A 23412-nucleotide genomic window follows, 5' to 3' on the forward strand; every position below is an offset into this window, starting at 1 on the left:
TGCCCACAACGGGCGGGGTGCAGGCCCACACGGGCGGGGCGCGGGCGCAGCCCACAACACCGGGGCGCAGCCCACAACAGCGGGGCGCAGGCCCACAACGCCGGGCCGCAGGCCCGCATCGGCAGGGGCGCAGCCCACAACACCGGGCCGCAGCCCAGGGCGTGGGCCCCGTACGCAACGCCCACCACCCCAGTAGGCTGCCGATCATGCTTGTCGCCGCAGCCGTCTGCCCCAGCCCCCCTCTCCTCGTCCCCGACGTCGCGACCGGCGCCGCCCGTGAACTGGACGCCGCACGGGCGGCCTGCGCGGACGCCGTCGGCCTGCTGGCCGCCGCCCGCCCTGACCGGCTGTACGTCGTCGGGGCGGCGCCCGAGGGAGGCCACGGCGTCTACCCGGCCGGTTCGCCAGGCTCGTTCGCGGGATTCGGCGTGGACCTCGGCGTCCGGCTCGGCGAGGGCCGGCCCGCCGACGGCGACGCCCGCCTCCTCCCGGCTTCCCTCGCCGTCGCCGCCTGGCTGCTCGACCGCGCCCGATGGGCGGCCGCGCCGGTCGAGGGGCTGGCGGTGGACGAGACGGCGACGCCTGACGTGTGTGCGGGGCTCGGCAGGGGGCTCGCCGACTCGGCGGAGCGTGTGGCGCTGCTGGTGATGGGCGACGGCAGTGCCTGCCGGACGGTGAAGGCGCCGGGGTACCTGGACGAGCGGGCGGAGGGTTTCGACGAGGCGGCGGCCCGTGCTCTCGGTACGGCGGACGTGGCCGCGCTGCTGGCCCTGGACCCGGAGCTCGCGTACGAGCTGAAGGCGGCGGGCCGTGCTCCGTGGCAGGTCCTCGCGGGGGCGGCCGAGGGCGCGGGTCTCGACGGCCGGCTGCTCTTCGAGGACGCCCCGTACGGCGTGGGGTACTTCGTCGCTGCCTGGTCCTGACGCTGCGGCCACGCAAACGGCGGACGGCCGCGGAGCGAGGTGCTCCGCGGCCGTCCGCCGTGCGAAGGGACGTGTCGCTCCGGGGTGGTGACGCCGGCCGTCAGGCGGCCGGCGGCGGGGTCGTACCGCCGGTTCCGGGCGTGCCGCCGGTCCCGGGGGTACCGCCGCTTCCGGATGTAGCGCCGGTCCCGGGTGTGCCGCCGGTCCCGGGTGTAGCGCTGGTGCCGGGCGTGCCGCCGGTCCCGGAGGTACCGCCGCTTCCGGATGTAGCGCCGGTCCCGGGTGTAGCGCTGGTCCCGGGTGTGCCGCCGGTCCCGGGCATGCCGTCGTCCTTGTGACTCATCCGGTCCAGGGCCTCCTTGGCCTTGCCCGTACCGGAGTGGATCTTGTCGCTGTACTTGCCCTTGGTCTTCTCGTCGACCAGCCGCGCGGCCTTGTCCAGACCGTGGTCGATCTTGTCCCCGTGCTGGTGCGCGAGGTCCGCGACCTTGTCCTTGGCCGGGCTGAGCTTGGCCTTCAGTGAATCCAGGAGACCCATGGGGCACCTTCCCTCCGCGGACCCCCCGGGGGGTCCGTGTTCCGTGTCCTGCCCCCAGGACCCCGGGGGCCTACTGACGGGCGCCTTCGCCCGCTTCGTTGTCCGCGGCGGCCTCGGCGGACTGCTGCTTCGGGATCTCCACGACGTCGGCGGCGGCGGCTTCCGCCGTCTCAGCCCCTGCCGCGTCGACGCCCTGGGCGCTCGCGGCCTCGTTCTCCGCCGGCGCCGTGACGGCCTCGGCGGTTTCGGACGTCCCGGTCCCGGAGTCCGCGTCCGTGGTCTCGTCCGCCACCGGAGCGACGGTCACGGTCTCCTTCGACGAGGTCTCGACCACATCCTGCTTCTTCCGGCGAAACATTGCCAAAAGGCTCATATTCACTCCATAGCGTACTCGGGTGGGCGCGGCTCCGTGATGATCGACGGCCGGAACCTCGCAACAGGCAACGGAGCCCGGAGGGGGCCCGTCACGTAGCTCGTTCGGGGACGGGGTGTGAGGTTTGCGAGACTGGGGCGGTGAGAAGCGCAGCTCCCGCCCCGCGGGTCATCGCCGTCGTCGGTCCGACAGCGGCCGGAAAGTCCGATCTGGGTGTATTCCTGGCCCAGCAGCTCGACGGCGAGGTCGTCAACGCCGACTCGATGCAGCTGTATCGGGGGATGGACATCGGGACCGCCAAACTGACGCCGGAGGAGCGTGGCGGCGTCCCGCACCACCTCCTCGACATCTGGGACGTGACCGAGGCCGCCAGCGTCGCCGAGTACCAGCGGCTCGCCCGCGCCGAGATCGACCGGCTGCTCGCCGCCGGCCGTACCCCTGTCCTCGTCGGCGGCTCCGGCCTTTACGTGCGGGGGGCCGTCGACGCCCTGGAGTTCCCCGGTACGGATCCCGCCGTACGCGCCCGCCTCGAGGCGGAGCTCGACGAGAGCGGCTCCGGTGTCCTGCACGCCCGGCTCGCCGCCGCCGACCCCGACGCGGCGCGCGCGATCCTGCCCAGCAACGGCCGCCGGATCGTCCGGGCCCTCGAGGTGATCGAGATCACCGGCAAGCCGTTCACCGCCAACCTGCCGGGCCCCGACTCCGTCTACGACACGGTCCAGATCGGCGTCGACGTGGCCCGCCCCGAGCTGGACGAGCGGATCGCCACACGGGTGGACCGGATGTGGGAGGCCGGCCTCGTCGACGAGGTGCGCGACCTGGAGGCGCGGGGTCTGCGCGAGGGCCGCACCGCCGCCCGCGCCCTCGGCTACCAGCAGGTACTCGCCGCGCTCGCGGGGGAGTGCACCGAGGACGAGGCCCGGGCCGAGACGGTCCGCGCGACGAAGCGCTTCGCCCGCCGGCAGGACTCGTGGTTCCGCCGCGACCCCCGGGTCCACTGGCTCAGCGGGGCCGCCGATCACCGCGGGGAACTCCCGCGGGAGGCGCTGTCGTTGGTCGAACGAGCGGTTACAGCCTGATCACGTGATGGCATCGGGACGCCCTGCCCGTCATTCCGGCGGTCAGGAGCGTGCCATCATCGAGCATCGATCGACCAAGTGGAGTCCGAGTGGGGAGGGCGCGTGGCGATGGAGGCCGGCCCTCGCGACAGAGAACAGCACGACGCGGCCCTGGACGACCCGATGGCGGACGTCACGGGTGACGCGCCGGGGCACCCGACGGACGACACGTCGATCGTCGCCTCGGGCCTGAGCCCCGACGGCCCCGACGACGCCGTGGGCAGTTCCGTCGAGGTCGACGCCGACGAGGTCGAGGTCGAGCTGCGCCCCCAGCGCCGACTGCGGATCTGGCAGCTCGCCCCCATCGTCGCCCTGGCCGCCCTCGGCTCGCTCATGTTCGCCTTCCCGCTCGCCTTCGGCTCGGGCGACGGCGGCGCCGTCGTCGCCATGCTCGGACTGCTCATCAGTTCCTGCGCGGCGGGCTGGGGCATGATGGCCGCCCGCAAGGTCGGCTACACCTGGCCGGGCCTCCCGCAGCGCGGCTCGGGCGAGCGCCCCGACTGGCGTGTCCTCGCCCTCTACGTGACGACCATCGCCGCCCTCGTCGCCCTCGCCGTCTGGCGCGTGGCCCGCCTCCGCTGACCTCCCAGCGGCCCGCCTCCAGACCGCCCCGCTGACCTCCCAGCGGCCCGCCTCCGCCGGCAGCCCCGGTGACCGTCCCGCGGCCCGCCCCGCTGACCGTCCCCCGGCCCGCCTCCGCTGACCGGCCCGCGGCCCACCCCCCGGACGCCCGAGTCGCCCCGTGGGCCCGCCCCGTACAGTTGATCGCGTGACCAGCACGCAGACCCCGCAGCTCCCCGCCCTCCGGTTCCTCAAGGGCCATGGCACCGAGAACGACTTCGTGATCGTCCCCGACGCGGAGAACGCCGTCGACCTGCCGCCGGCCGCCGTCGCGCGGCTCTGCGACCGGCGGGCCGGCATCGGCGCGGACGGCGTGCTGCACGTCGTGCGCAGCGCCGCCCACCCCGAGGCGCGCCACCTGGCCGAGGAGGCCGAGTGGTTCATGGACTACCGCAACGCCGACGGCTCGGTCGCCGAGATGTGCGGCAACGGCGTGCGGGTCTTCGCCCGCTACCTGGAGCACGCCGGCCTCGTCACCGCCGGCGAGGTGGCCGTCGCCACCCGCGGCGGGATCAAGCGCGTCCACCTCGACAAGGACGGCTCCGTCACCGTCGCCATGGGCCGGGCGACCCTGCCCGACGCCGGGGTCACGGTCACCGTCGACGGCCGCAGCTGGCCCGCGCGGAACGTGAACATGGGCAACCCGCACGCGGTCGCGTTCGTCGAGGACCTCGGCCACGCGGGCAACCTCTACACCGAGCCGCCGTACGAGCCGGCCGCCGTCTACCCGGACGGCGTGAACATCGAGTTCGTCGTCGACCGCGGCCCCCGCCACGTCGCCATGCGCGTCCACGAGCGCGGCGCCGCCGAGACCCGCTCCTGCGGCACCGGCGCGTGCGCCGTCGCCGTCGCCACCGCCCGCCGGGACGGCACCGACCCCGCGGAGACCGGCACCCCCGTCACGTACACCGTCGACGTCCTCGGCGGGACCCTGGTCATCACCGAGCACCCCGACGGCGGCGTCGACATGACGGGCCCCGCCGTCATCGTCGCCGAGGGCGTCCTCGACCCGACGTGGTGGGCCGCGGCCCGCGGAATCGAAACTGTCAACGACTGATTCGTCGCTCGAATGGGTGATCCGATTCACGCTGAGCGAGAGCGTGACTGCGCCACGTGGTGGGGTCGGTAGCATCAAGCACCGGCCCCCAGGGCACGCCTGGCCCGCCCCCCGCCGGTCCACGTCGCCGGAGGTGCCCCATGAGCGCAGAGGCCACCAACCCCGTGAGCGCGGCGGACGCCGCCGTCACCGACCCGGCCGTCCGCAGACGCGGACGGGCCAGGATCGACCTGCGCAGGATCGGCCGGGCCGCCCTGCTCGGCGCGACCGCGGGACCGGCACCCCGTGACCGGCTGCCCGACGCCATCAGCCATGTGGCGGAGGCGCACCGCGCCCACCATCCCGACGCCGACCTCTCCGTGCTGCGCCGGGCGTACGTCCTCGCGGAGTCCTCGCACCGCGGCCAGTTCCGCAAGAGCGGCGAGCCGTACATCACCCACCCGCTCGCGGTGACGCTGATCCTCGCCGAACTCGGCGCGGAGACCACCACCCTGACCGCCTCCCTCCTCCACGACACCGTCGAGGACACCGACGTGACACTGGACCAGGTGCGCCGGGAGTTCGGCGACGAGGTCGCGTACCTCGTCGACGGCGTCACCAAGGTGGAGAAGATCGACTACGGCGCCGCCGCCGAACCGGAGACCTTCCGGAAGATGCTCGTGGCCACGGGCAACGACGTCCGTGTCATGTCGATCAAGCTCGCCGACCGTCTCCACAACATGCGCACCCTCGGGGTGATGCGGCCCGAGAAACAGGCCAGGATCGCCAAGGTCACCCGGGACGTGCTCATCCCGCTGGCCGAACGGCTCGGGGTGCAGGCCCTCAAGACCGAGCTGGAGGACCTCGTCTTCGCCATCCTCCACCCCGAGGAGTACGAGACCACCCGCGCGCTCATCGCCGGCAACCCGCAGGCCGGTGACGCCCTCGGCGCCGTCGCAGAGCAGGTCTCCGCCGTCCTGCGCGAGGCCGGGGTCGGTGCGGAAGTCCTCGTCCGGCCGCGGCACTTCGTCTCCGTGCACCGGGTCCGTCTCAAGCGCGGCGAGCTGCGGGGCTGCGACTTCGGGCGGCTCCTCGTCCTCGTCTCCGAGGACGCCGACTGCTACGCGGTCCTCGGCGAGCTCCACACCTGTTTCACCCCGGTGATCTCCGAGTTCAAGGACTTCATCGCGGCCCCCAAGTTCAACCTGTACCAGTCCCTGCACACCGCGATCGCCGCCCCCGACGGCGCCGTGGCCGAGGTCCTGATCCGGACCCACCGGATGCACAAGGTCGCGGAGGCCGGGGTCGTCGCCCTCGGCAACCCGCACGTCGGCCAGGACACGGCCGAGCAGCCGGACGCCGCCGACCGGCAGGGCGCCACCGCCCAGCCGGCCGCCGTCACCGCCGCCCCGTCGCCGGACGCCACCGCCGGGCCGGACGCCACCGCGTCCCGGGCCGACGACGGCGAGCGCGTCGACCCCACCCGCCCCGGCTGGCTCTCCCGGCTCCTCGACTGGCAGCAGGCCGCGCCCGACCCCGACACCTTCTGGTCCTCGCTCCGCGCTGACCTCGCCGAGGACGACGAGATCACCGTCTTCCGCGCCGACGGCGGCACCCTGAAGCTCCCCGCCGGGGCCAGCTGCGTCGACGCCGCCTACGCACAGCACGGCGAGGCCGCGCACGGCTGCCTCGGCGCCCGCGTCAACGGCCGCCTCGCCCCGCTCGGCACCGTGCTCGGCGACGGGGACACCGTCCAGCCGCTGCTCGCCCAGGACACCGTCTCCGGACCGTCCCCCGAGTGGCTCGACCACGCCCGTACGCCCGCCGCGCGGATCGCGATCACCGGCTGGCTCCGGGCCCACCCCGAGTCCGCCGCGCCCCCCGCCGAGACCGATCCCCGGCCACTGGTCAACGTCACCGCCGACCGCCGCACCGGTGCGGAGCTCCACGCCGACCTGGAGGGCGAGCCGGCGGCCGTCCGCCCCGCCGGCTGCTGCACCCCCGTACCGCCCGACGAGATCACCGGCTTCCGGGTCCGCGGCGGATCCGTCACCGCCCACCGCGCGCGCTGCACGGCCGTCGAGGCCATGCGCAGGCTGGGCCGCGAGCCGGTCGCCGTCCGCTGGGGCGACACCGCCCAGGGCCGGGTCACCCTCGTCGCCGAGTCCTTCGGCCGGCCCGGACTGCTCGCCGACCTCACCGAGGCCATCGCCACCGCGGGCGCCGCCGTCGTCTCCGCGACCGTCGAGCCGCCCAGCGAGCAGCGGGTCCGCCACACCTACACGCTCCACCTCCCCGACGCCGCCGGACTCCCCGCCCTCATGCGGGCCATGCGGGACGTGCCCGGGGTGTACGACGTGCACCGCGCCCGCCGGGGCACGTCGGAGTCGCGCCGGGCCTGACGCGCGCTGCCCACCCGCCGACGCCGGGCCTGACGCGCGCTGCCCACCCGCCGACGCCGGGCCTGACGCGCGCTGCCCACCCGTCGCGCCGGGCCTGACGCGCACTACCCGCCCGCCGCGCCGCGCCTGACGCCCGCGCATCCCGCCCGCCGCGCCGCGCCTGACGCACGTGCGTCCCACCCGCCGGCGCCGGGTCCGGCGCGACCGCGTGACCCCTTCGGGTGGCGGGCGAGCGCGCCGCCCGGGGGAGCGGGGAATCCCCTGGTAGCCGTAGGGCCAGTCCTCCGGAAAGGCCTGGCCCATGCCGCTCGTCCGAACGCCCCTGCCCCGCGCGCGGTGGCTCCGCTCCGCCGTCCTGGTCGCCGCCTCCGCCGGGCTCGTCGCCGCCGCGCTGCCCGCCCCGCCGCCGCTCGGCATCGGCGACCGGCTCTTCCCGCACCTCGGGAACCCCGGGTACGACGTGCTCGCGTACCACCTGGACCTCACCTACCCCGGGGTGAACACGAAGCCCCTCGCCGCCGTGACCAGGATCGACGCGCTCGCCACCGACGACCTGGAGCGAATCAACCTCGACTTCACCCACGGCGAGGTCTCCGCCGTCACCGTCGACGGCCTCCCCGCCGCCCACACGAGCAGCGGGGAGGACCTGGTCGTCACCCCCACCGTCGCGATCGACGCCGGCGAGACGATCGAGATCACCGTCACCCACACCAGCGACCCGACCGGCCCCGCCGACACCGGCGGCTGGGTCCGTACCGGCGACGGCCTCGCCATGGCCAACCAGGCCGACGCCGCCCACCGCGTCTTCCCCTCCAACGACCACCCCGCGGACAAGGCGTACTTCACCTTCCGGGTCACCGCCCCCGACGACCTCACCGTCGTCGCCAACGGACTCCCCGAAGGCCGCGCCCGCCACGGCGCCACCACCACCTGGACGTACCGCACCCGCCACCCCATGGCCACGGAGCTCGCCCAGATCTCCATCGGCCGCTCCACCGTCGTGCACCGCGACGGGCCGCACGGACTGCCCGTCCGGGACGTGGTGCCCACCGCGGACCGGAAACTGATGGAGCCCTGGCTGCGCAAGACCCCGGGACACCTGGAGTGGATGGAACGGCAGGTCGGCGCGTACCCCTTCGAGACGTACGGGGTCCTCGTCGCCGACGCCGACACGGGCTTCGAACTGGAGACGCAGACCCTCTCGCTCTTCGAACGCGGCCTCTTCACCGAACCGGGCTACCCGGCGTGGTACGTCGACTCGATCATGGTCCACGAGCTGGCCCACCAGTGGTTCGGCGACAGCGTCTCCCCCCGGACCTGGTCCGACCTGTGGCTCAACGAGGGACACGCCAGCTGGTACGAGGCGCTGTACGCCGAGGAGACCGCGGGCAAGTCCCTGGAACGGCGGATGAAGGCGGCCTACGCGGCCTCCGACGGCTGGCGCGCCGACGGCGGCCCGCCCGCCGCCCCCGAGGCCCCCTCGCCCGACCACAAGATCAGCCTCTTCCGCCCCGTCGTCTACGACGGCAGCGCCCTCGTCCTGTACGCGCTCCGCCAGGAGATCGGCACCGACGCGTTCCGGCGCCTGGAGCGTCGCTGGGTCGCCGACCACCGCGACCGCACCGCCACCACCGCCGACTTCACCGCGCTCGCCGGCGAGATCGCCGGCCGGGACCTCACCGCCTTCTTCCAGGGCTGGCTGTACGCGGCGAAGACCCCGCCGATGCCCGGGCACCCGGACTGGCGCAGCCGCCCGGCCGAAGCCGTCAGGACCGCCGCGAAACCCGGGTGACGGGCTTGGCCGGGCCGTGCCACCATCTTCAGGTCGGCGACGCCGCCGGCCCCGGGAATCTTCCGGCGGCCCCACGCGTTGCCAAGGACACAGACCCATCGCTTCATTCGACGTAAGGATCCAATGACCTCCTCTTCTTCCCCTTCCCAGGACGAGCAGAGCTTCGCGGAGACAAGCCGTACCGAGAGCCTTCGGGCCGATGCCCTGATGGAAGAGGACGTCGCCTGGAGCCACGAGATCGACGGAGCGCGGGACGGCGACCAGCTCGACCGCTCCGAGCGCGCGGCCCTGCGCCGTGTCGCCGGCCTCTCCACCGAGCTCGAGGACGTCACCGAGGTCGAGTACCGCCAGCTGCGCCTGGAGCGCGTCGTGCTGGTCGGTGTGTGGACCTCGGGGACGGTGCAGGACGCGGAGAACTCCCTCGCGGAGCTCGCCGCTCTCGCCGAGACGGCGGGCGCCCTCGTGCTCGACGGCGTGATCCAGCGCCGCGACAAGCCGGACCCGGCCACCTTCATCGGCTCGGGCAAGGCGCGCGAGCTGCGCGACATCGTGATCGAGACCGGTGCCGACACCGTCGTCTGCGACGGCGAGCTCAGCCCCGGCCAGCTCATCGCCCTCGAAGACGTCGTCAAGGTGAAGGTGGTCGACCGGACCGCCCTCATCCTCGACATCTTCGCCCAGCACGCCAAGTCCCGAGAGGGCAAGGCCCAGGTCGCGCTCGCGCAGATGCAGTACATGCTGCCGCGACTGCGCGGCTGGGGTCAGTCGCTCTCCCGGCAGATGGGTGGCGGCGGCGGTGGCGGCATGGCCACCCGTGGTCCCGGTGAGACCAAGATCGAGACCGACCGGCGCCGCATCCGCGAGAAGATGGCGAAGATGCGCCGGGAGATCGCGGAGATGAAGACCGGCCGCGACATCAAGCGGCAGGAGCGGCGCCGGAACAAGGTGCCGTCGGTCGCCATCGCCGGATACACGAACGCCGGCAAGTCCTCCCTGCTCAACCGGCTCACCGGCGCGGGCGTGCTGGTGGAGAACGCGCTGTTCGCCACCCTCGACCCGACCGTCCGCCGGGCCGAGACGCCCACCGGCCGGGTCTACACCCTGGCCGACACGGTCGGCTTCGTCCGGCACCTGCCGCACCACCTGGTCGAGGCGTTCCGCTCCACCATGGAGGAGGTCGCCGAGTCCGACCTCATCCTGCACGTGGTGGACGGTTCGCACCCGGCGCCCGAGGAGCAGCTGGCCGCCGTGCGCGAGGTCTTCCGGGACGTCGGCGCCGTGGACGTGCCGGAGATCGTCATCATCAACAAGGCGGACGCGGCCGACCCGCTGGTGCTCCAGCGGCTGCTGCGGATGGAGAAGCACTCCCTGGTCGTCTCGGCCCGTTCGGGCCAGGGCATCGAGGAGCTGCTCGCACTCATCGACGCCGAGCTGCCGCGCCCGCAGGTCGAGCTCGAGGTCCTCGTGCCGTACACGCACGGCGGTCTCGTCTCCCGGGTGCACGCCGAGGGCGAGGTCGAGTCCGAGGAGCACACCCCGGAGGGCACCCTGCTCAAGGCCCGGGTGCACGAGGAGCTGGGGGCGCTGCTCGCGCCGTTCGTTCCCGCCGCGCACTGACCGGCCGCGACACGCGGAGGGCGCTGTCCTCCTCCCCGCGAGGGGAGGAGGACAGCGCCCTCCGTCGTGATGCCGTCGGTCGGGTCAGCGGGCGAACTTCTTGCTGACCATCTCGTGGGCGGCCTTGGCGCCCTTGCCGAGGAGCGGGCCCGCGAGCCAGCCGTTGCCGCCGGCCGGGCCGATCGAGGTGTTCGACACCAGCGCCGTCTTGCCGTTCGGCAGCACGCGGAACCAGCCGCCACCCGAGGAACCGCCGGTCATCGTGCAGCCGATGCGGTACATCGTCGGCGTGGCCGGGGCGGTGGTGAGCCGCGTCGCCCGGTCCAGGCACTTGTGCATGATCATGCCGTTGTACGGGGGAGCGGCCGGGTAGCCCCAGGCGCCCACCGTGCCGGACTGCGCGGGCGTGGGCGCCGAGAAGTCCACGGGCAGCGCGACGCCGACCGTCTCCTCCAGGGACTTACGACCCCGCTCGGGCTGTACGTGCAGCACGGCGTAGTCGTACGGCCAGGCCTGGTTCGTGCCGCCGCGCTGGAGCCACTCGCCCGAGGTCACGGCCCAGTCGGCCCAGTACTGGCCGTACGGGTACACCTCGTGCGGCTGCGCGTTGTTGAGCGCGGCGGGGGACTTGCCCAGGTCGTTGAAGGCCGGGACGAAGGTGATGTTGCGGTACCAGCCGCCCTTCTGGCCCGCGTGGACGCAGTGGCCGGCCGTCCAGACCAGGTTCGACTTCCCGGGCCGGCGCGGGTCCTTCACGATGGTGCCGGAGCAGACCATGTGGCCCTGCGGCGAGTCGAAGAAGATCTTCCCGACCGGCGCCGCGTTGCGGTGGTACGGCGTCTTCTCGCGCTGGGCCTTGACGGGCCGCGGGGTCGGGTCGCTGCCACTGGCACCGGCCTGCGCGGTGATCGTCGGGTCCGGGCTCTTCGCCGACTGCATGCGCGCCGGGTCCCAGAGGCCCTCGATCACCGGGTTGACGAAGTCCTCGGCCTCACGGAGCCAGGTCTCCTGGTCCCAGTTCTTCCACTCGCCGTCCTTCCACTTGTCCAGGTCGACGCCGTGCTTCTTGAGCTTGTCGGCGAGGTCCTTGGCCAGGTCGGCGCCGGCGTCGTCCCCGGCCGGTGCCGAACTGCTCGTCTCGGCGGCCGGCTTGTCGGCTGCGGGAGTCTCGGTGGGGCCGCAGGCCGTGGCGGTCAGCGCGAGCGCGACGGCCAGGCCGAGGGCGGCGGGTAGGGCTCGTACAGGACGCATGAATGAATTCCCCGTTGGTCTCGCCATGTCAGTTTTGCCATGGACGTGTCATGAGCGGTGCACAGTATGCCGGTCGGCCCGGACAAGAGGGAGGCGGGACCCGAGGGCCCCGCCTCCGTGCCGTGCTCAGCGGCCGGCGTACTTCTTGCTGACCTCGTCGAAGATGGCCTTGGCCTCGGGGCCGAGGCGCGGACCCGCGAGCCAACCGGCCGACGACGGGCCGATCGAGGTGTTCGACACCAGCGCCGGCTTGCCGTCGGCGCCCTGGGCGACCCAGCCACCGCCGGACGAACCGCCGGTCATCGAGCAGCCGATCCGGTACATCGTCGGCTGCTCGGCCTTCAGGGACAGCCGGCCCGGCTTGTCCTGGCACTGGAACATCTTCTGGCCGTCGAACGGCGGCGCCGCCGGGTAACCGGTCGCCGTCAGGCTCGCGATCTTCGGCACCGCCGGCGCGTTGAACTCGACCGGAAGGGCCGAACCCACCGTCTCCTCCAGGGACTTGCCCGAGGAGCCCTTCTCCGGCGTCACCTGGATGACCGCGAAGTCGTACGGAGCGCCCGCGCCACCCGTGGACGCGCCCTGGGAGATCCACTGGTCGGAGGTCTTGACCCAGTCCGCCCACCACACGCCGTACGGGGCGATCTGCTCCCGCGTCGCCTTCTCGAGGTCCGACGTCGGCAGCGCGGAGTCGTTGTACGAGGGGACGAAGGCGATGTTGCGGTACCAGCCGCCCTGCTTGCCCTTGTGCACGCAGTGGCCGGCCGTCCACACCATGTTGGACTTGCCCGGGTGCGCCGGGTCCTTCACGACCGTGGCCGAGCAGACCATCGAGCCCTCGGGACCGTCGAAGAAGACCTTCCCGGACTCGGGGGCGTTGGCGTGGTACTTGGCGTCCACGGCCCTCGCCCGGACCGGGGCCGGCGTCGGGTCGGTGACACCCTTGTCACCCGAGATGTCCTCCTCCTCGACCGGCTTGTCGGGGCGCTCGGCCTCCCGCATCCGGTCCGGGTCCCAGAGGTCCTCGATGATCGGGTTGACGAAGTCCTTGGCCTCACGGAGCCACTTGTCGCGGTCCCAGTTCTTCCACTCGCCGTTGCGCCACTTGTCGAGGTCGATCCCGTGTTCCTTCAGACGGTCCTTCAGGTCCTCCGGAATCTTGATCTTGTCGGCCGGGTTCAGGCTCGCGGGCGCGCTGGGCTTGTCTCCCGCGTTCTCCTCGCTCGGCCCGCAGGCCGTGGCGGTGAGCGTCAGCGCCGCGACGGCGGAAGCCGCCATCAGCAGCGGGCGAATCGATCGCATCTCGTGATCCCCCTGGGACTACGTCAACTTGTCCTACATGTGCGTGGTGAGGGCGGCCGTGCCCTCCCGGGCGCGACCGACGGCCCCCACTATGCCGGTGCCGGAGGGGACGGTACGCGCCCCTTGATCGGTTCCGGGCATGGTCCGGCCGTTGCCGTGCCGTGATCCGGGACACGCCAAGAACTTGCCTCCGGCCCGTGATCCCCGGCAGTTCCCGTCGTTGGTACGTACGGGGGACACAACGGTGGCGTTCAGGACGGCCCTTACGGGCGGCTCCACTCCGCTCCGATGTGCAACGCAACTGTTACCGCGGGAGGACACCGAGCCGTGGCCGTGACCGAATCAGCTCCGGCCGTACCACCGGCCGCCCGGGCGCACACCCCGACGACGGACCAAGGGGGCGGGTACGAAGGCATTCTGGGCCGCCAGTCCCAGCGCGAGTCCGCCGCGCGCACCTACGCCCGCTCGCTGCCGATCGTCCCGGTGCGGGCCAGGGGGCTGACCATCGAGGGCGCGGACGGCCGCCGTTACCTGGACTGCCTCTCCGGCGCGGGGACGCTGGCCCTCGGCCACAACCACCCCGTGGTGCTCGAAGCCGTCAAGAAGGTCCTCGACTCGGGCGCACCGCTCCACGTCCTCGACCTCGCCACCCCGGTGAAGGACGCCTTCACCTCGGAACTGTTCGCCACCCTGCCCGGCGAACTCGCCGACGACGCCCGCATCCAGTTCTGCGGACCGGCCGGCACCGACGCCGTCGAGGCGGCCCTCAAACTCGTCCGCACCGCCACCGGCCGGCGCGGCCTCCTCGCCTTCACCGGCGCCTACCACGGCATGACGGCCGGCGCCCTCGCCGCGTCCGGCGGCGCCGACGACGTCCGGGTGACCCGGCTGCCCTACCCGCAGCGCTACCGCTGCCCCTTCGGCGTCGGCGGCGAGCGCGGCGCGGAACTCTCCGCGACCTGGACCGAGAACCTCCTCGACGACCCCAAGAGCGGTGTCCCCGTTCCCGCCGGAATGATCGTCGAGGCCGTCCAGGGCGAAGGCGGCGTGATCCCCGCCCCCGACGACTGGATGCGCCGGATGCGCGTGATCACCGCCGACCGCTCCATCCCCCTCGTCGTCGACGAGGTCCAGACCGGCGTCGGTCGCACCGGCGCCTTCTGGGCCGTCGAGCACAGCGGTGTCGTGCCCGACGTCATGGTCCTCTCCAAGGCCATCGGCGGCTCCCTCCCGCTCGCCGTCATCGTCTACAGGTCCGAACTCGACGCCTGGGAACCGGGCGCCCATGCGGGCACCTTCCGCGGCAACCAGCTCGCCATGGCGGCCGGCACGGCCACCCTCAGGTACGTCCGCGAGAACAAGCTCGCCGAGCGCGCCGGCACCCTCGGCGCCCGCATCCTCGGCCGACTCCAGGGCCTCGCCGCCGCCCACCCCTGCGTCGGCGACGTCCGCGGGCGGGGCCTGATGATCGGCGTCGAGGTCGTCGACCCCGACGCGGCCGGACCGGACGACTCCGTCCCACCCGCCGCACCCGCCCTGGCCCGTGCCGTCCAGCAGGAGTGCCTCGCCCGCGGCCTCATCGTCGAACTCGGCGGCCGCCACTCCGCGGTCGTCCGGCTGCTGCCCCCGCTCACCCTCACCGACGAGCAGGCCACCGCCGTCCTCGACCGCTTCGCCGACGCCATGGCCGCGGCCGAACGGGCCCACACCCCCCACCCGCCCGCCTCCCGCCGGGCCCCGGCCCCCCGGACCGCCCCCAGGCTGTCCCACTGACCCGGACCGCCCCCGGCCCCACCCTTAGGAAGCCCCCGTGAACGCCACGCCCACCTCCCCGGCTCCCGAGACCGAGGCGCCCCTCGACATCGAGGCACTCACCTCCACAGCCCCCACCCCCACAACCCCCGCCTCCGCGACCTTCGCCGCCACGGCGCCGGCCCCCGCGTCCCTCGCAGCCGCCACCGCGCTCGCCTCCGCAGCTCCCCTCCCGGCCACGGCCGCCGGAACGGCCACCGCCACGGGCGCTGCCACTGCCACGGCCACAGGCGCCGGCCCCGCCGAGGAGCCCACGGTCCCGCGCCAGCACTCGGGACCGTACGACTCCAGGACGCCCCGCCCGGCGGTCTCGGCCGACCCCCTCGACGACCCCGACCCGCGGCGCGCCGCCGACACGGCCGCCGTCGAGAACCTCCTCCGCTGCTGGGTCCGGGAGAAGAACCTCCCCGCACCCGCCTCCACGACCCTGCGCATCCCCCTCGACGCCAGTGGCACCGCCCTCCTCGTCCCCGTCCGCTACTGGTCGCTCACCGGCTGGCACCGCTTCGGCGCCCCCACCCTCGAAGGCCTCCCGTCCACCGCGCCGACCGCCGACGCCGTCACCGTCGCCGCCCTCCTGAGCAGGGAGACCGACCGCCCCGAGGGCACCGAACTCGTCGGCCGGGTCGCCGACTCCGCACGCCGCACCGCCGACTTCCTCACCGAGCGCCGCCATCGGCCGCAGCCGCACCCGGACGCCGACCTCTTCCTCGCGGCCGAGCAGTCCCTGCTGCTCGGCCACCCGCTCCACCCCACCCCCAAGAGCCGCGAAGGCCTCTCCGAGGCCGAGGGCCGGATCTACTCACCCGAACTGCAGGGCGCCTTCCCGCTCCACTGGATGGCCGTCGACTCCTCCCTCCTCGCCTCCGACTCCGCCTGGACCGAACAGGGCCGTCCCGTCACCGCGGAGCAACTCGCCGCCGCCCTCGCCGAAGGGCTCGCGTTCCCCGCCGGGACCGCGCCCCTGCCCCTGCACCCCTGGCAGGCCCGCGAGCTCCTGCACCGCCCCGACGTCCAGGCCCTCCTCGACTCCGGCCTCCTCCACGACCTCGGCCTCCACGGCAGCCCCTGGCACCCCACCTCCTCCGTCCGTACCGTGCACCGCCCCGGCGCCCGGGCCATGCTCAAGCTCTCCCTCGGACTGCGGATCACCAACTCCCGCCGCGAGAACCTCCGCAAGGAGCTCCACCGCGGCGTCGAGGTACACCGGCTGCTCCGCACCGGCCTCGTCGACGAGTGGCAGGCGGTGCACCCGGGCTTCGACATCGTCCGCGACCCCGCCTGGCTCGCCGTCGACGCCCCGGACGGGACCCCCGTCCCCGGACTCGACGTCATGATCCGCCACAACCCCTTCGGCCACGGTGACGACGCCGTCTGCATCGCCTCGCTCACCACCCCCCGTCCCTGGTCCGGGAGCACCGCCATGCGCTCCCGGCTCGCCGACCTCGTCGGCCGGCTCTCCGCCCGCACCGGCCGCCCCGTCACGGCCGTCGCCGCGGAGTGGTTCCTCCGCTACCTCGACCAGGTCGTCCGCCCCATCCTCTGGCTCGACGGACACGCCGGCATCGCCCTGGAAGCGCACCAACAGAACACCCTGGTCCTCCTCGACCCGGACGGCTGGCCGGTCGGCGGCCGCTATCGGGACAACCAGGGCTACTACTTCCGGGAGTCCCACCGCGGCGAGCTGGAGAGCCGCCTCCCCGGCATCGGCGCCGACAGCGACACCTTCGTCTCCGACCAGGTCACCGACGAACGCTTCGCCTACTACCTCGGCATCAACAACGTCCTCGGCCTGATCGGCGCCTTCGGCTCCCAGCGCCTCGCCGACGAGCGGGTCCTGCTCGCGGCCTTCCGCAGCTTCCTCGCCTCCGCCACCGGCCTGGGCTCACCCCTGCCGCACCGGCTCCTGGAGGCCGCCACCCTGCGCAGCAAGGCCAACCTCCTCACCCGCCTGCACGGCCTGGACGAACTCGTCGGCCCGGTCGACACCCAGTCCGTCTACGTCACCGTCACCAACCCCCTCCGCACCACCTGAACGCTCCATTTGGTCGCACCACCGGACCACACCACCGGCCCGCCCCGCCGGCCCGCACCGCCGGACCGCCCACGCCCGGACCACACCGCCGAGAGGAGAGCGACACCGTGTCACCCACCCGCCCACCGGTCGACCCGCCCGGGGACGACACCCTCGACCTGAGGGTCGACGACCTCGTCGCCCTCCTCGACGGCGACCTCCTGGACTCCGTCGCCGACTGGGGCCCGACCACGACCCCAGTCGGCTCCTTCCAACTGGTCCCCGTGCGCATCGAACGCGACCTGCCGCTCCTGACGCGGTGGATGAACGATCCAGCCGTCGCAGCCTTCTGGGAGCTGGCCGGCCCCGAGGCCGTGACCGCGGAGCACCTCCGTGCCCAACTCGAGGGCGACGGCCGGAGCGTCCCCTGCCTCGGCGTGCTCGACGCCACCCCCATGAGCTACTTCGAGCTCTACCGCGCCGATCTTGACCCGCTCGCCCGGCACTACCCGGCGCGGCCCCATGACACCGGTATCCATCTGCTGGTCGGAGGCGTCACCGACCGCGGTCGCGGCGTCGGCACGACGCTCCTGCGCGCCGTCGCCGATCTCGTCCTCGACCACCGTCCCCGCTGCACCCGTGTCGTCGCCGAACCCGACATCCGCAACACCCCCTCCGTCTCCGCCTTCCTCAGCGGCGGCTTCCGCTACGCGGCGGAAGTCGACCTCCCCGACAAGCGAGCGGCGCTCATGATCCGTGACCGCGCGCTCCGTCACGTTCTGTGAACAACCCTCTGTCTTTCATACACCGCTCGGCCCACAGCGGTTCCCACCCCGAGGAGTCCTCGTGTCGACGTCCCCTGCACCCCACGACTCCGCGCAGCCCACGCCGCCCGCCCCGTCCCCCTCGGACGCACCGGACCCCGTCCCCGGGCTGCTCGCACCCCCGGAGCTGACCGCCACCGCCTGGACCCGGGCCTCCTCCCGCCTGCTCGCCAAGGCCCTGGCGGAGTTCGCCTATGAGGAGATCCTGGAGCCCGCGCCCCAGGAGGACGGCGCCCCCGACGGCCACGCGCTCCGGCTCGACGACGGCACCCTGCTCACCTTCCGTGCCCGCCGGGGCGCCTACGGCAGCTGGCGGGTCGCCGCCGACTCGATCACCCACGACGGCCGGCCCATGACCGACCCCCTCGACTTCCTGGTCCGGGCCCGCCGGCTCCTGCGGCTCGACGGCGCCACCCTCGGCCACCTCATCCGCGAGCTCTCCGCCACCCTCGCCGCCGACACCCGCCTCGACCACACCGCCCTCACCGCCGCCCGGCTCGCCGACCTCCCGTACGCCGAACTCGAAGGCCACCAGACGGGCCACCCCTGGCTCGTCCTCAACAAGGGACGCATCGGCTTCTCCGCCGGCGACGCCGCCCAGTGGGCCCCCGAGGCCCGGCGCGCCACCCGGCTGCCGTGGATCGCCGTCAGCAACCGCCTCGCCGCCTACCGAGGCGTGTCAGGCCTCGACACCCCCGACCGCCTCTACGCCCAGGAGCTCGACCCCGAGGTCCACGCCGCCTTCCGCGCCGAGCTCACGGCCCGCGGCCACGAACCCGACGGCTACCTCCTGCTGCCCGTGCACCCCTGGCAGTGGGACGAGGTCCTGCTCCCGCTCTACGCCCCGGCCGTCGCCGCCGGGACCGTCGTACCCCTCACCGCCGACGCCGACCTCCGTCTGCCGCAGCAGTCCGTGCGCACCTTCCTCAACGCCAGCCGACCCGACCGCCACACGGTCAAGCTCCCGCTCTCGGTGCTCAACACCCTCGTCTGGCGCGGGCTGCCCACGGAGCGCACCCTCGCCGCGCCCGCCGTCACCGCCTGGGTCCACGGCCTGCGCGAAGCCGACCCCTTCCTGAGGGACGAGTGCGGGGTGATCCTCCTCGGCGAAGTAGCCTCCGTCACCGTCGAGCACCCCCTCTACGACCGGCTGCCCGAAGTCCCGTACCAGTACAAGGAACTGCTCGGCGCGATCTGGCGCGAGCCGCTGAGGCTGCCCCCGGGGGAGCGGGCCCGCACCCTCGCCTCCCTGCTCCACACGGACCCGGACGGGCGGGCGTTCGTCGCCGAACTCGTCGCGCGCTCCGGCCTCGACCCGGCGGTCTGGCTCCGGCACCTCTTCGGCGCGCTGCTCCCGCCGCTGCTGCACTTCCTCTACCGCTACGGCACCGTCTTCTCCCCGCACGGCGAGAACGCGATCGTCGTCTACGACGGCGACGACGTCCCCGTACGCCTGGCGATCAAGGACTTCGTCGACGACGTGAACATCAGCGCCCAGCCCCTCCCCGAGCACGAGACGATGCCGGACGACGTTCGCGAGGTCCTCCTCACAGAGGAGCCCGACTTCCTCGTGCAGTTCATCCATTCGGGGCTCTTCGTCGGCGTCTTCCGCTACCTGGCGCCGCTGTGCGAGGAACAACTCGGCGTGTCCGAGACGGACTTCTGGTCGCTCGTCCGTGCGGAGATCCTCCGCCACCAGGCGCGCTTCCCCGAGCTGAAGGAACGGTTCGAGCTCTTCGACCTCCTCACGCCGCGCATCGAGCGACTCTGTCTCAACCGCAACCGTCTGCACCTGGACGGCTACCGCGACCGGCCCGAGCGCCCCCACGCGGCCGTCCACGGCACCGTCCCCAACCCCCTCGCGTGACGCGCACGCGTGATCGACGTGATCGAGCTGTCAGTGGTGCCCCGTAGGCTGGGAGGGCTATGACGAAGCCATCCCTCCCCGACCTCCTCCACGCCGCCGTCTCCGCCGTCGGCGGCACGGAGCGGCCCGGCCAGGTCACCATGGCCACGGCCGTCGCCGAGGCCATCGACGACAACTCCCACCTCCTCGTCCAGGCCGGCACCGGCACCGGCAAGTCGCTCGGCTACCTCGTGCCGGCACTGGCCCAGGGGGAGCGCGTGGTGGTGGCCACGGCCACCCTGGCGCTGCAGCGCCAGCTCGTCGAGCGCGACCTGCCCCGCACGGTCGACGCGCTGCACCCGCAGCTGCGCCGCCGCCCGCAGTTCGCCATGCTCAAGGGCCGGTCGAACTACCTCTGCCTGCACCGGCTCCACGAGGGGGTCCCGCAGGACGAGGAGGACGGCCTCTTCGACCCCTTCGAGGCGGCGGCGCCCACCAGCAAGCTGGGCCAGGACCTGCTGCGGCTGCGGGACTGGTCGGACGACACGGAGACCGGCGACCGGGACGACCTGACGCCCGGCGTCTCCGACAAGGCCTGGGCGCAGGTCTCGGTCTCCTCCCGGGAGTGCCTCGGCGCGAGCAAGTGCGCGTACGGAGCGGAGTGCTTCGCCGAGGCGGCACGTGAGCGCGCCAAGCTCGCCGACGTCGTCGTCACCAACCACGCACTGCTCGCCATCGACGCGATCGAGGGCGCTCCGGTGCTCCCGCAGCACGAGGTGCTCATCGTCGACGAGGCCCACGAGCTGGTCTCCCGGGTCACCGGCGTGGCCACGGGGGAGCTCACCCCGGGCCAGGTCAACCGGGCCGTGCGCCGGTCGGCGAAGCTCGTCGACGAGAAGGTCGCGGACCAGCTGCAGACCGCGGCCGAGGGCTTCGAGCGGGTCATGGAGCTGGCGCTGCCGGGCCGTCTGGAGGAGATCCCGGAGGACCTGGCGTACGCCCTGATGGCGTTGCGCGACGCGGCGCGCGCCGTGATCTCGGCGCTGGGCTCGACCCGGGACCGGTCCGTGCAGGACGAGGACGCGGTGCGCAAGCAGGCCATGGCCTCGGTGGAGACCGTCCACGGCGTCGCGGAGCGGATCACCCAGGGTTCGGAGTACGACGTCGTCTGGTACGAGCGTCACGACCGCTTCGGAGCCTCGCTGCGGGTCGCCCCTCTCACCGTCTCGGGCCTGCTCAGGGAGAAGCTCTTCACGGAGCGGTCCGTGGTCCTGGCCTCGGCCACGCTCAAGCTCGGCGGCGACTTCAACGGTGTCGGAGCCTCCCTCGGTCTCGCCCCCGAGGGCACGACCGGCGACGACCTGCCCGTCTGGAAGGGCATCGACGTCGGCTCCCCGTTCGACTACCCGAAGCAGGGCATCCTGTACGTCGCCAAGCACCTCTCCCGCCCCGCGCGGGACGGGGAGCGCGGCGACATGCTCGACGAGCTCACCGAACTGATGCAGGCGGCCGGCGGCCGGACCCTCGGCCTGTTCTCGTCCATGCGCGCGGCGCAGCAGGCCGCGGAGGAGCTGCGGACCCGGATCCCGGAGCTGCCGATCCTGCTCCAGGGCGAGGACACCCTGGGTGAGCTGATCAAGAACTTCGCCGCCGACCCGAAGACCTGTCTCTTCGGCACGCTGTCGTTGTGGCAGGGCGTGGACGTGCCGGGGCCCAGCTGTCAGCTGGTCGTCATGGACAAGATTCCCTTCCCGCGCCCGGACGACCCGCTGATGAGCGCGCGCCAGAAGGCCGTCGAGGAGGCCGGCGGGAACGGCTTCATGGCGGTCGCGGCGACCCACGCCGCCCTGCTGATGGCACAGGGTGCGGGCCGGCTGGTGCGCGCCACGGGCGACCGGGGTGTCGTCGCGATCCTCGATCCCCGGCTGGCCACGGCCCGGTACGGCAGCTATCTCAAGGCTTCACTGCCCGACTTCTGGTACACCACGGACCGCAACCAGGTGCGCAAGTCTCTGTCGGCGATCGACGCGGCCTCGAAGACGGCGGGCGGCTGAACCCCTGCCCGGGGGCTCGGGGCCCTTCGGGCACGGCAGGGCCCCGGGACCGGCGCAGTTGGTCCCGGGGCCCGGTCAGAGCCGACGGGGAGCGTCACACCCGCCGCAGCACCGCCACGACCTTGCCGAGGATGGTGGCCTCGTCACCGGGGATGGGCTGGTACGCCGCGTTGTGCGGGAGCAGCCAGACGTGGCCGTCCTCGCGCTTGAAGCGCTTGACGGTGGCCTCGCCGTCGAGCATGGCGGCGACGATGTCGCCGTTCTCCGCGACGGGCTGGCGGCGGACGGTTACCCAGTCGCCGTCACAGATCGCGGCCTCGATCATCGAGTCGCCGACGACCTTCAGGACGAAGAGCTCGCCGTCGCCGACCAGCTGCCGCGGGAGCGGGAAGACGTCCTCGACGGACTCCTCGGCCAGGATGGGGCCACCGGCGGCGATCCGGCCGACCAGCGGAACGTACGACGCGGCGGGCTTGCCGGTGGTGTCCGTCGGCTGGGTGTTCGGCTGGTCCGAACCGCGCACCTCGTACGCGCGGGGGCGGTGCGGGTCGCGGCGGAGGAAGCCCTTGCGCTCCAGTGCCATGAGCTGGTGGGCCACCGAGGACGTGCTGGAAAGGCCCACCGCCTGCCCGATCTCACGCATCGACGGCGGGTAGCCGCGCCGCTGGACGGAGTCACGGATGACTTCGATGACCCGGCGCTGCCGGTCGGTGAGGCCGGAGCTGTCGGCCCTGATGCCTGGAGGTCGCCCGGGAAGGGCGCGGGCGGGGCGCCCGGGCTCCTCGCCGTTCATGCTTGCGTCATTCATGGCGTGCACCGGCTCGAGTCGGCCCTGGGAGCGGTCCTGGGCGGTGATGGTGGCACTGTCTGCGGTGGTGGTCACGTCGTCGGCCCCTCTCGAATGGTCTCCCTCGCTGGCACAACGGTAGTAGCTTTCGAAAGGTTGCGCCAAACACACGTTCGAGTGAAAAATCGCAGATTGCCTTACGCCTCTATGTGTGGGGGTGTATGAGCGCTCTCCCGCCACCGTCGCCCCGTGGTGGCGGGCAGCCCCGCGGTCACGGCACCGGCGTTCGTCGCGCCTCCCAGTGTCGCATCCGGGGAGCCGGAAACCCGGCAGCGGGGGTGCTGCGACACGCGCAGGGCACGGAATCGCCCGCAACCCAAGATCTAGTGGTTATATGGCACCGGCCGCCCAGGGGTTGTGGTCCTCGGTCTGTCGAGGGTGCGCACATCGCCTATGCTGGTGGTCGCTTCGAAGGGCCTTGACGGGCCGGTGAGGCTCATCAGTCGTGCCGTGAGGAAGGGTCGGAACCTTGCATTGCCCCTTCTGCAGGCACCCTGACAGCCGTGTCGTCGACAGTCGCACCACCGACGACGGGACGTCGATCCGTCGCCGTCGCCAGTGCCCCGACTGCTCCCGTCGTTTCACGACGGTCGAGACGTGCTCGCTCATGGTGGTGAAGCGCTCCGGCGTCACCGAACCCTTCAGCCGCACCAAGGTCATCTCCGGCGTCCGCAAGGCGTGCCAGGGGCGACCGGTCACCGAGGACGCCCTCGCCAAGCTCGGCCAGCGGGTCGAGGAGGCGGTGCGCGCCACCGGGAGCGCCGAGCTGACCACCCACGACGTGGGTCTGGCCATCCTCGGCCCGTTGCAGGAGCTCGACCTCGTCGCGTACCTGCGCTTCGCGTCCGTTTACAAGGCCTTCGACAGCCTCGAAGACTTCGAGGCCGCCATCGCGGAGCTCCGCGTGCGGCCTCCCGCTGAGAACAGCGGGACCGGTGTGGCCCCCGAGGTCCCCGTTCCCGCCACCGCCGCCGACTGATCGGCGGTCCGGGCCGACAGGGCCCGGCGACCGGCCGCCGTGCGGCCCGGCAGACGTGCCCCG

18 protein-coding genes are annotated in these 23412 nt (G+C 73.2%); 13 read left to right on the top strand and 5 right to left on the bottom strand.

What is annotated here, in order from left to right; translation table 11 throughout:
* Positions 1-206: 206 nt before the first annotated feature.
* Positions 207-923 (top strand): class III extradiol dioxygenase subunit B-like domain-containing protein, encoded by a 717-nt coding sequence (locus tag OO54_RS21430; RefSeq protein ID WP_033205319.1) that lies wholly within the window; start codon positions 207-209, stop codon positions 921-923.
* A 100-nt stretch (positions 924-1023) separates the two neighbouring features.
* On the opposite strand, the gene OO54_RS21435 is transcribed toward OO54_RS21430, so the two are convergent.
* Positions 1024-1461, bottom strand: coding sequence for an antitoxin (locus tag OO54_RS21435; RefSeq protein WP_033205322.1), 438 nt, complete (start codon positions 1459-1461; stop codon positions 1024-1026).
* 70 nt (positions 1462-1531) lie between these two features.
* On the bottom strand, positions 1532-1834 hold the full coding sequence (locus OO54_RS21440) for a hypothetical protein (RefSeq protein WP_033205324.1): 303 nt from the start codon (positions 1832-1834) through the stop codon (positions 1532-1534).
* 140 nt (positions 1835-1974) lie between these two features.
* Here OO54_RS21440 and miaA point away from each other — a divergent pair, with 140 nt between their 5' ends.
* The 6 genes from miaA to hflX all read left to right on the top strand — a co-directional run bounded on the left by miaA (position 1975) and on the right by hflX (position 10420).
* Positions 1975-2913 carry a tRNA (adenosine(37)-N6)-dimethylallyltransferase MiaA gene (gene miaA / locus OO54_RS21445; RefSeq protein WP_033205327.1) on the top strand — a complete coding sequence of 313 codons (939 nt, stop codon included), beginning with the start codon at positions 1975-1977 and terminating at the stop codon, positions 2911-2913.
* Between the two features lie 108 nt (positions 2914-3021).
* Positions 3022-3534 carry a membrane protein gene (locus OO54_RS21450; RefSeq protein WP_033205445.1) on the top strand — a complete coding sequence of 171 codons (513 nt, stop codon included), beginning with the start codon at positions 3022-3024 and terminating at the stop codon, positions 3532-3534.
* Positions 3535-3721: 187 nt separating this feature from the next.
* On the top strand, positions 3722-4630 hold the full coding sequence (dapF, locus tag OO54_RS21455; RefSeq protein WP_033205330.1) for a diaminopimelate epimerase: 909 nt from the start codon (positions 3722-3724) through the stop codon (positions 4628-4630).
* Between the two features lie 140 nt (positions 4631-4770).
* On the top strand, positions 4771-7011 hold the full coding sequence (locus tag OO54_RS21460) for a RelA/SpoT family protein (RefSeq protein WP_033205333.1): 2241 nt from the start codon (positions 4771-4773) through the stop codon (positions 7009-7011).
* A gap of 301 nt (positions 7012-7312) precedes the next feature.
* Positions 7313-8803, top strand: coding sequence for a M1 family metallopeptidase (locus OO54_RS21465; protein ID WP_033205335.1), 1491 nt, complete (start codon positions 7313-7315; stop codon positions 8801-8803).
* A gap of 123 nt (positions 8804-8926) precedes the next feature.
* Positions 8927-10420: a GTPase HflX gene (hflX, locus tag OO54_RS21470; protein ID WP_017237798.1), complete on the top strand. Its 1494-nt coding sequence runs from the start codon at positions 8927-8929 to the stop codon at positions 10418-10420.
* Between the two features lie 84 nt (positions 10421-10504).
* Here hflX and OO54_RS21475 read toward each other — a convergent pair whose 3' ends face one another.
* Both OO54_RS21475 and OO54_RS21480 read right to left on the bottom strand, forming a co-directional pair.
* A complete protein-coding gene (locus OO54_RS21475; protein WP_033205337.1) occupies positions 10505-11671 on the bottom strand; it encodes a trypsin-like serine peptidase in 1167 nt (388 codons plus the stop codon).
* A gap of 126 nt (positions 11672-11797) precedes the next feature.
* The gene (locus OO54_RS21480) at positions 11798-12973 is read right to left on the bottom strand and encodes a trypsin-like serine peptidase (RefSeq protein WP_017237800.1); all 1176 of its coding nucleotides are present in this window, start codon (positions 12971-12973) and stop codon (positions 11798-11800) included.
* Between the two features lie 327 nt (positions 12974-13300).
* Between OO54_RS21480 and OO54_RS21485 the strand changes: the two genes are divergently transcribed.
* The 5 genes from OO54_RS21485 to OO54_RS21505 all read left to right on the top strand — a co-directional run bounded on the left by OO54_RS21485 (position 13301) and on the right by OO54_RS21505 (position 21523).
* The gene (locus tag OO54_RS21485; protein ID WP_033205342.1) at positions 13301-14746 is read left to right on the top strand and encodes a diaminobutyrate--2-oxoglutarate transaminase family protein; all 1446 of its coding nucleotides are present in this window, start codon (positions 13301-13303) and stop codon (positions 14744-14746) included.
* A gap of 37 nt (positions 14747-14783) precedes the next feature.
* The gene (locus OO54_RS21490) at positions 14784-16820 is read left to right on the top strand and encodes an IucA/IucC family protein (protein ID WP_033205343.1); all 2037 of its coding nucleotides are present in this window, start codon (positions 14784-14786) and stop codon (positions 16818-16820) included.
* A 107-nt stretch (positions 16821-16927) separates the two neighbouring features.
* Positions 16928-17584, top strand: coding sequence for a GNAT family N-acetyltransferase (locus OO54_RS21495; RefSeq protein ID WP_033205346.1), 657 nt, complete (start codon positions 16928-16930; stop codon positions 17582-17584).
* A gap of 61 nt (positions 17585-17645) precedes the next feature.
* Positions 17646-19490, top strand: a complete 1845-nt coding sequence (locus tag OO54_RS21500) for an IucA/IucC family protein (protein ID WP_033205348.1) — start codon at positions 17646-17648, stop codon at positions 19488-19490.
* Between the two features lie 59 nt (positions 19491-19549).
* Complete coding sequence (locus OO54_RS21505; protein ID WP_017237804.1) at positions 19550-21523, top strand: ATP-dependent DNA helicase; 1974 nt, start codon at positions 19550-19552, stop codon at positions 21521-21523.
* 94 nt (positions 21524-21617) lie between these two features.
* On the opposite strand, the gene lexA is transcribed toward OO54_RS21505, so the two are convergent.
* Positions 21618-22406, bottom strand: coding sequence for a transcriptional repressor LexA (gene lexA, locus OO54_RS21510; RefSeq protein ID WP_017237805.1), 789 nt, complete (start codon positions 22404-22406; stop codon positions 21618-21620).
* A 433-nt stretch (positions 22407-22839) separates the two neighbouring features.
* Between lexA and nrdR the strand changes: the two genes are divergently transcribed.
* Complete coding sequence (nrdR, locus tag OO54_RS21515; protein ID WP_033205350.1) at positions 22840-23349, top strand: transcriptional regulator NrdR; 510 nt, start codon at positions 22840-22842, stop codon at positions 23347-23349.
* Positions 23350-23412 lie beyond the last annotated feature (63 nt).

The sequence above is a fragment of the Streptomyces wedmorensis genome (assembly GCF_000716445.1).
Classification (GTDB): domain Bacteria; phylum Actinomycetota; class Actinomycetes; order Streptomycetales; family Streptomycetaceae; genus Streptomyces; species Streptomyces wedmorensis.

What these genes read in the sequence shown, in the direction of transcription:
- OO54_RS21450 (WP_033205445.1), top strand. Translation starts at nt 3,022, where the DNA reads ATGGAGGCCGGCCCTCGCGACAGAGAACAGCACGACGCGGCCCTGGAC.
- OO54_RS21440 (WP_033205324.1), bottom strand. Translation starts at nt 1,834, where the DNA reads ATGAGCCTTTTGGCAATGTTTCGCCGGAAGAAGCAGGATGTGGTCGAG.
- OO54_RS21430 (WP_033205319.1), top strand. Translation starts at nt 207, where the DNA reads ATGCTTGTCGCCGCAGCCGTCTGCCCCAGCCCCCCTCTCCTCGTCCCC.
- OO54_RS21505 (WP_017237804.1), top strand. Translation starts at nt 19,550, where the DNA reads ATGACGAAGCCATCCCTCCCCGACCTCCTCCACGCCGCCGTCTCCGCC.
- OO54_RS21475 (WP_033205337.1), bottom strand. Translation starts at nt 11,671, where the DNA reads ATGCGTCCTGTACGAGCCCTACCCGCCGCCCTCGGCCTGGCCGTCGCG.
- OO54_RS21460 (WP_033205333.1), top strand. Translation starts at nt 4,771, where the DNA reads ATGAGCGCAGAGGCCACCAACCCCGTGAGCGCGGCGGACGCCGCCGTC.
- OO54_RS21465 (WP_033205335.1), top strand. Translation starts at nt 7,313, where the DNA reads ATGCCGCTCGTCCGAACGCCCCTGCCCCGCGCGCGGTGGCTCCGCTCC.
- OO54_RS21480 (WP_017237800.1), bottom strand. Translation starts at nt 12,973, where the DNA reads ATGCGATCGATTCGCCCGCTGCTGATGGCGGCTTCCGCCGTCGCGGCG.
- OO54_RS21435 (WP_033205322.1), bottom strand. Translation starts at nt 1,461, where the DNA reads ATGGGTCTCCTGGATTCACTGAAGGCCAAGCTCAGCCCGGCCAAGGAC.
- hflX (WP_017237798.1), top strand. Translation starts at nt 8,927, where the DNA reads ATGACCTCCTCTTCTTCCCCTTCCCAGGACGAGCAGAGCTTCGCGGAG.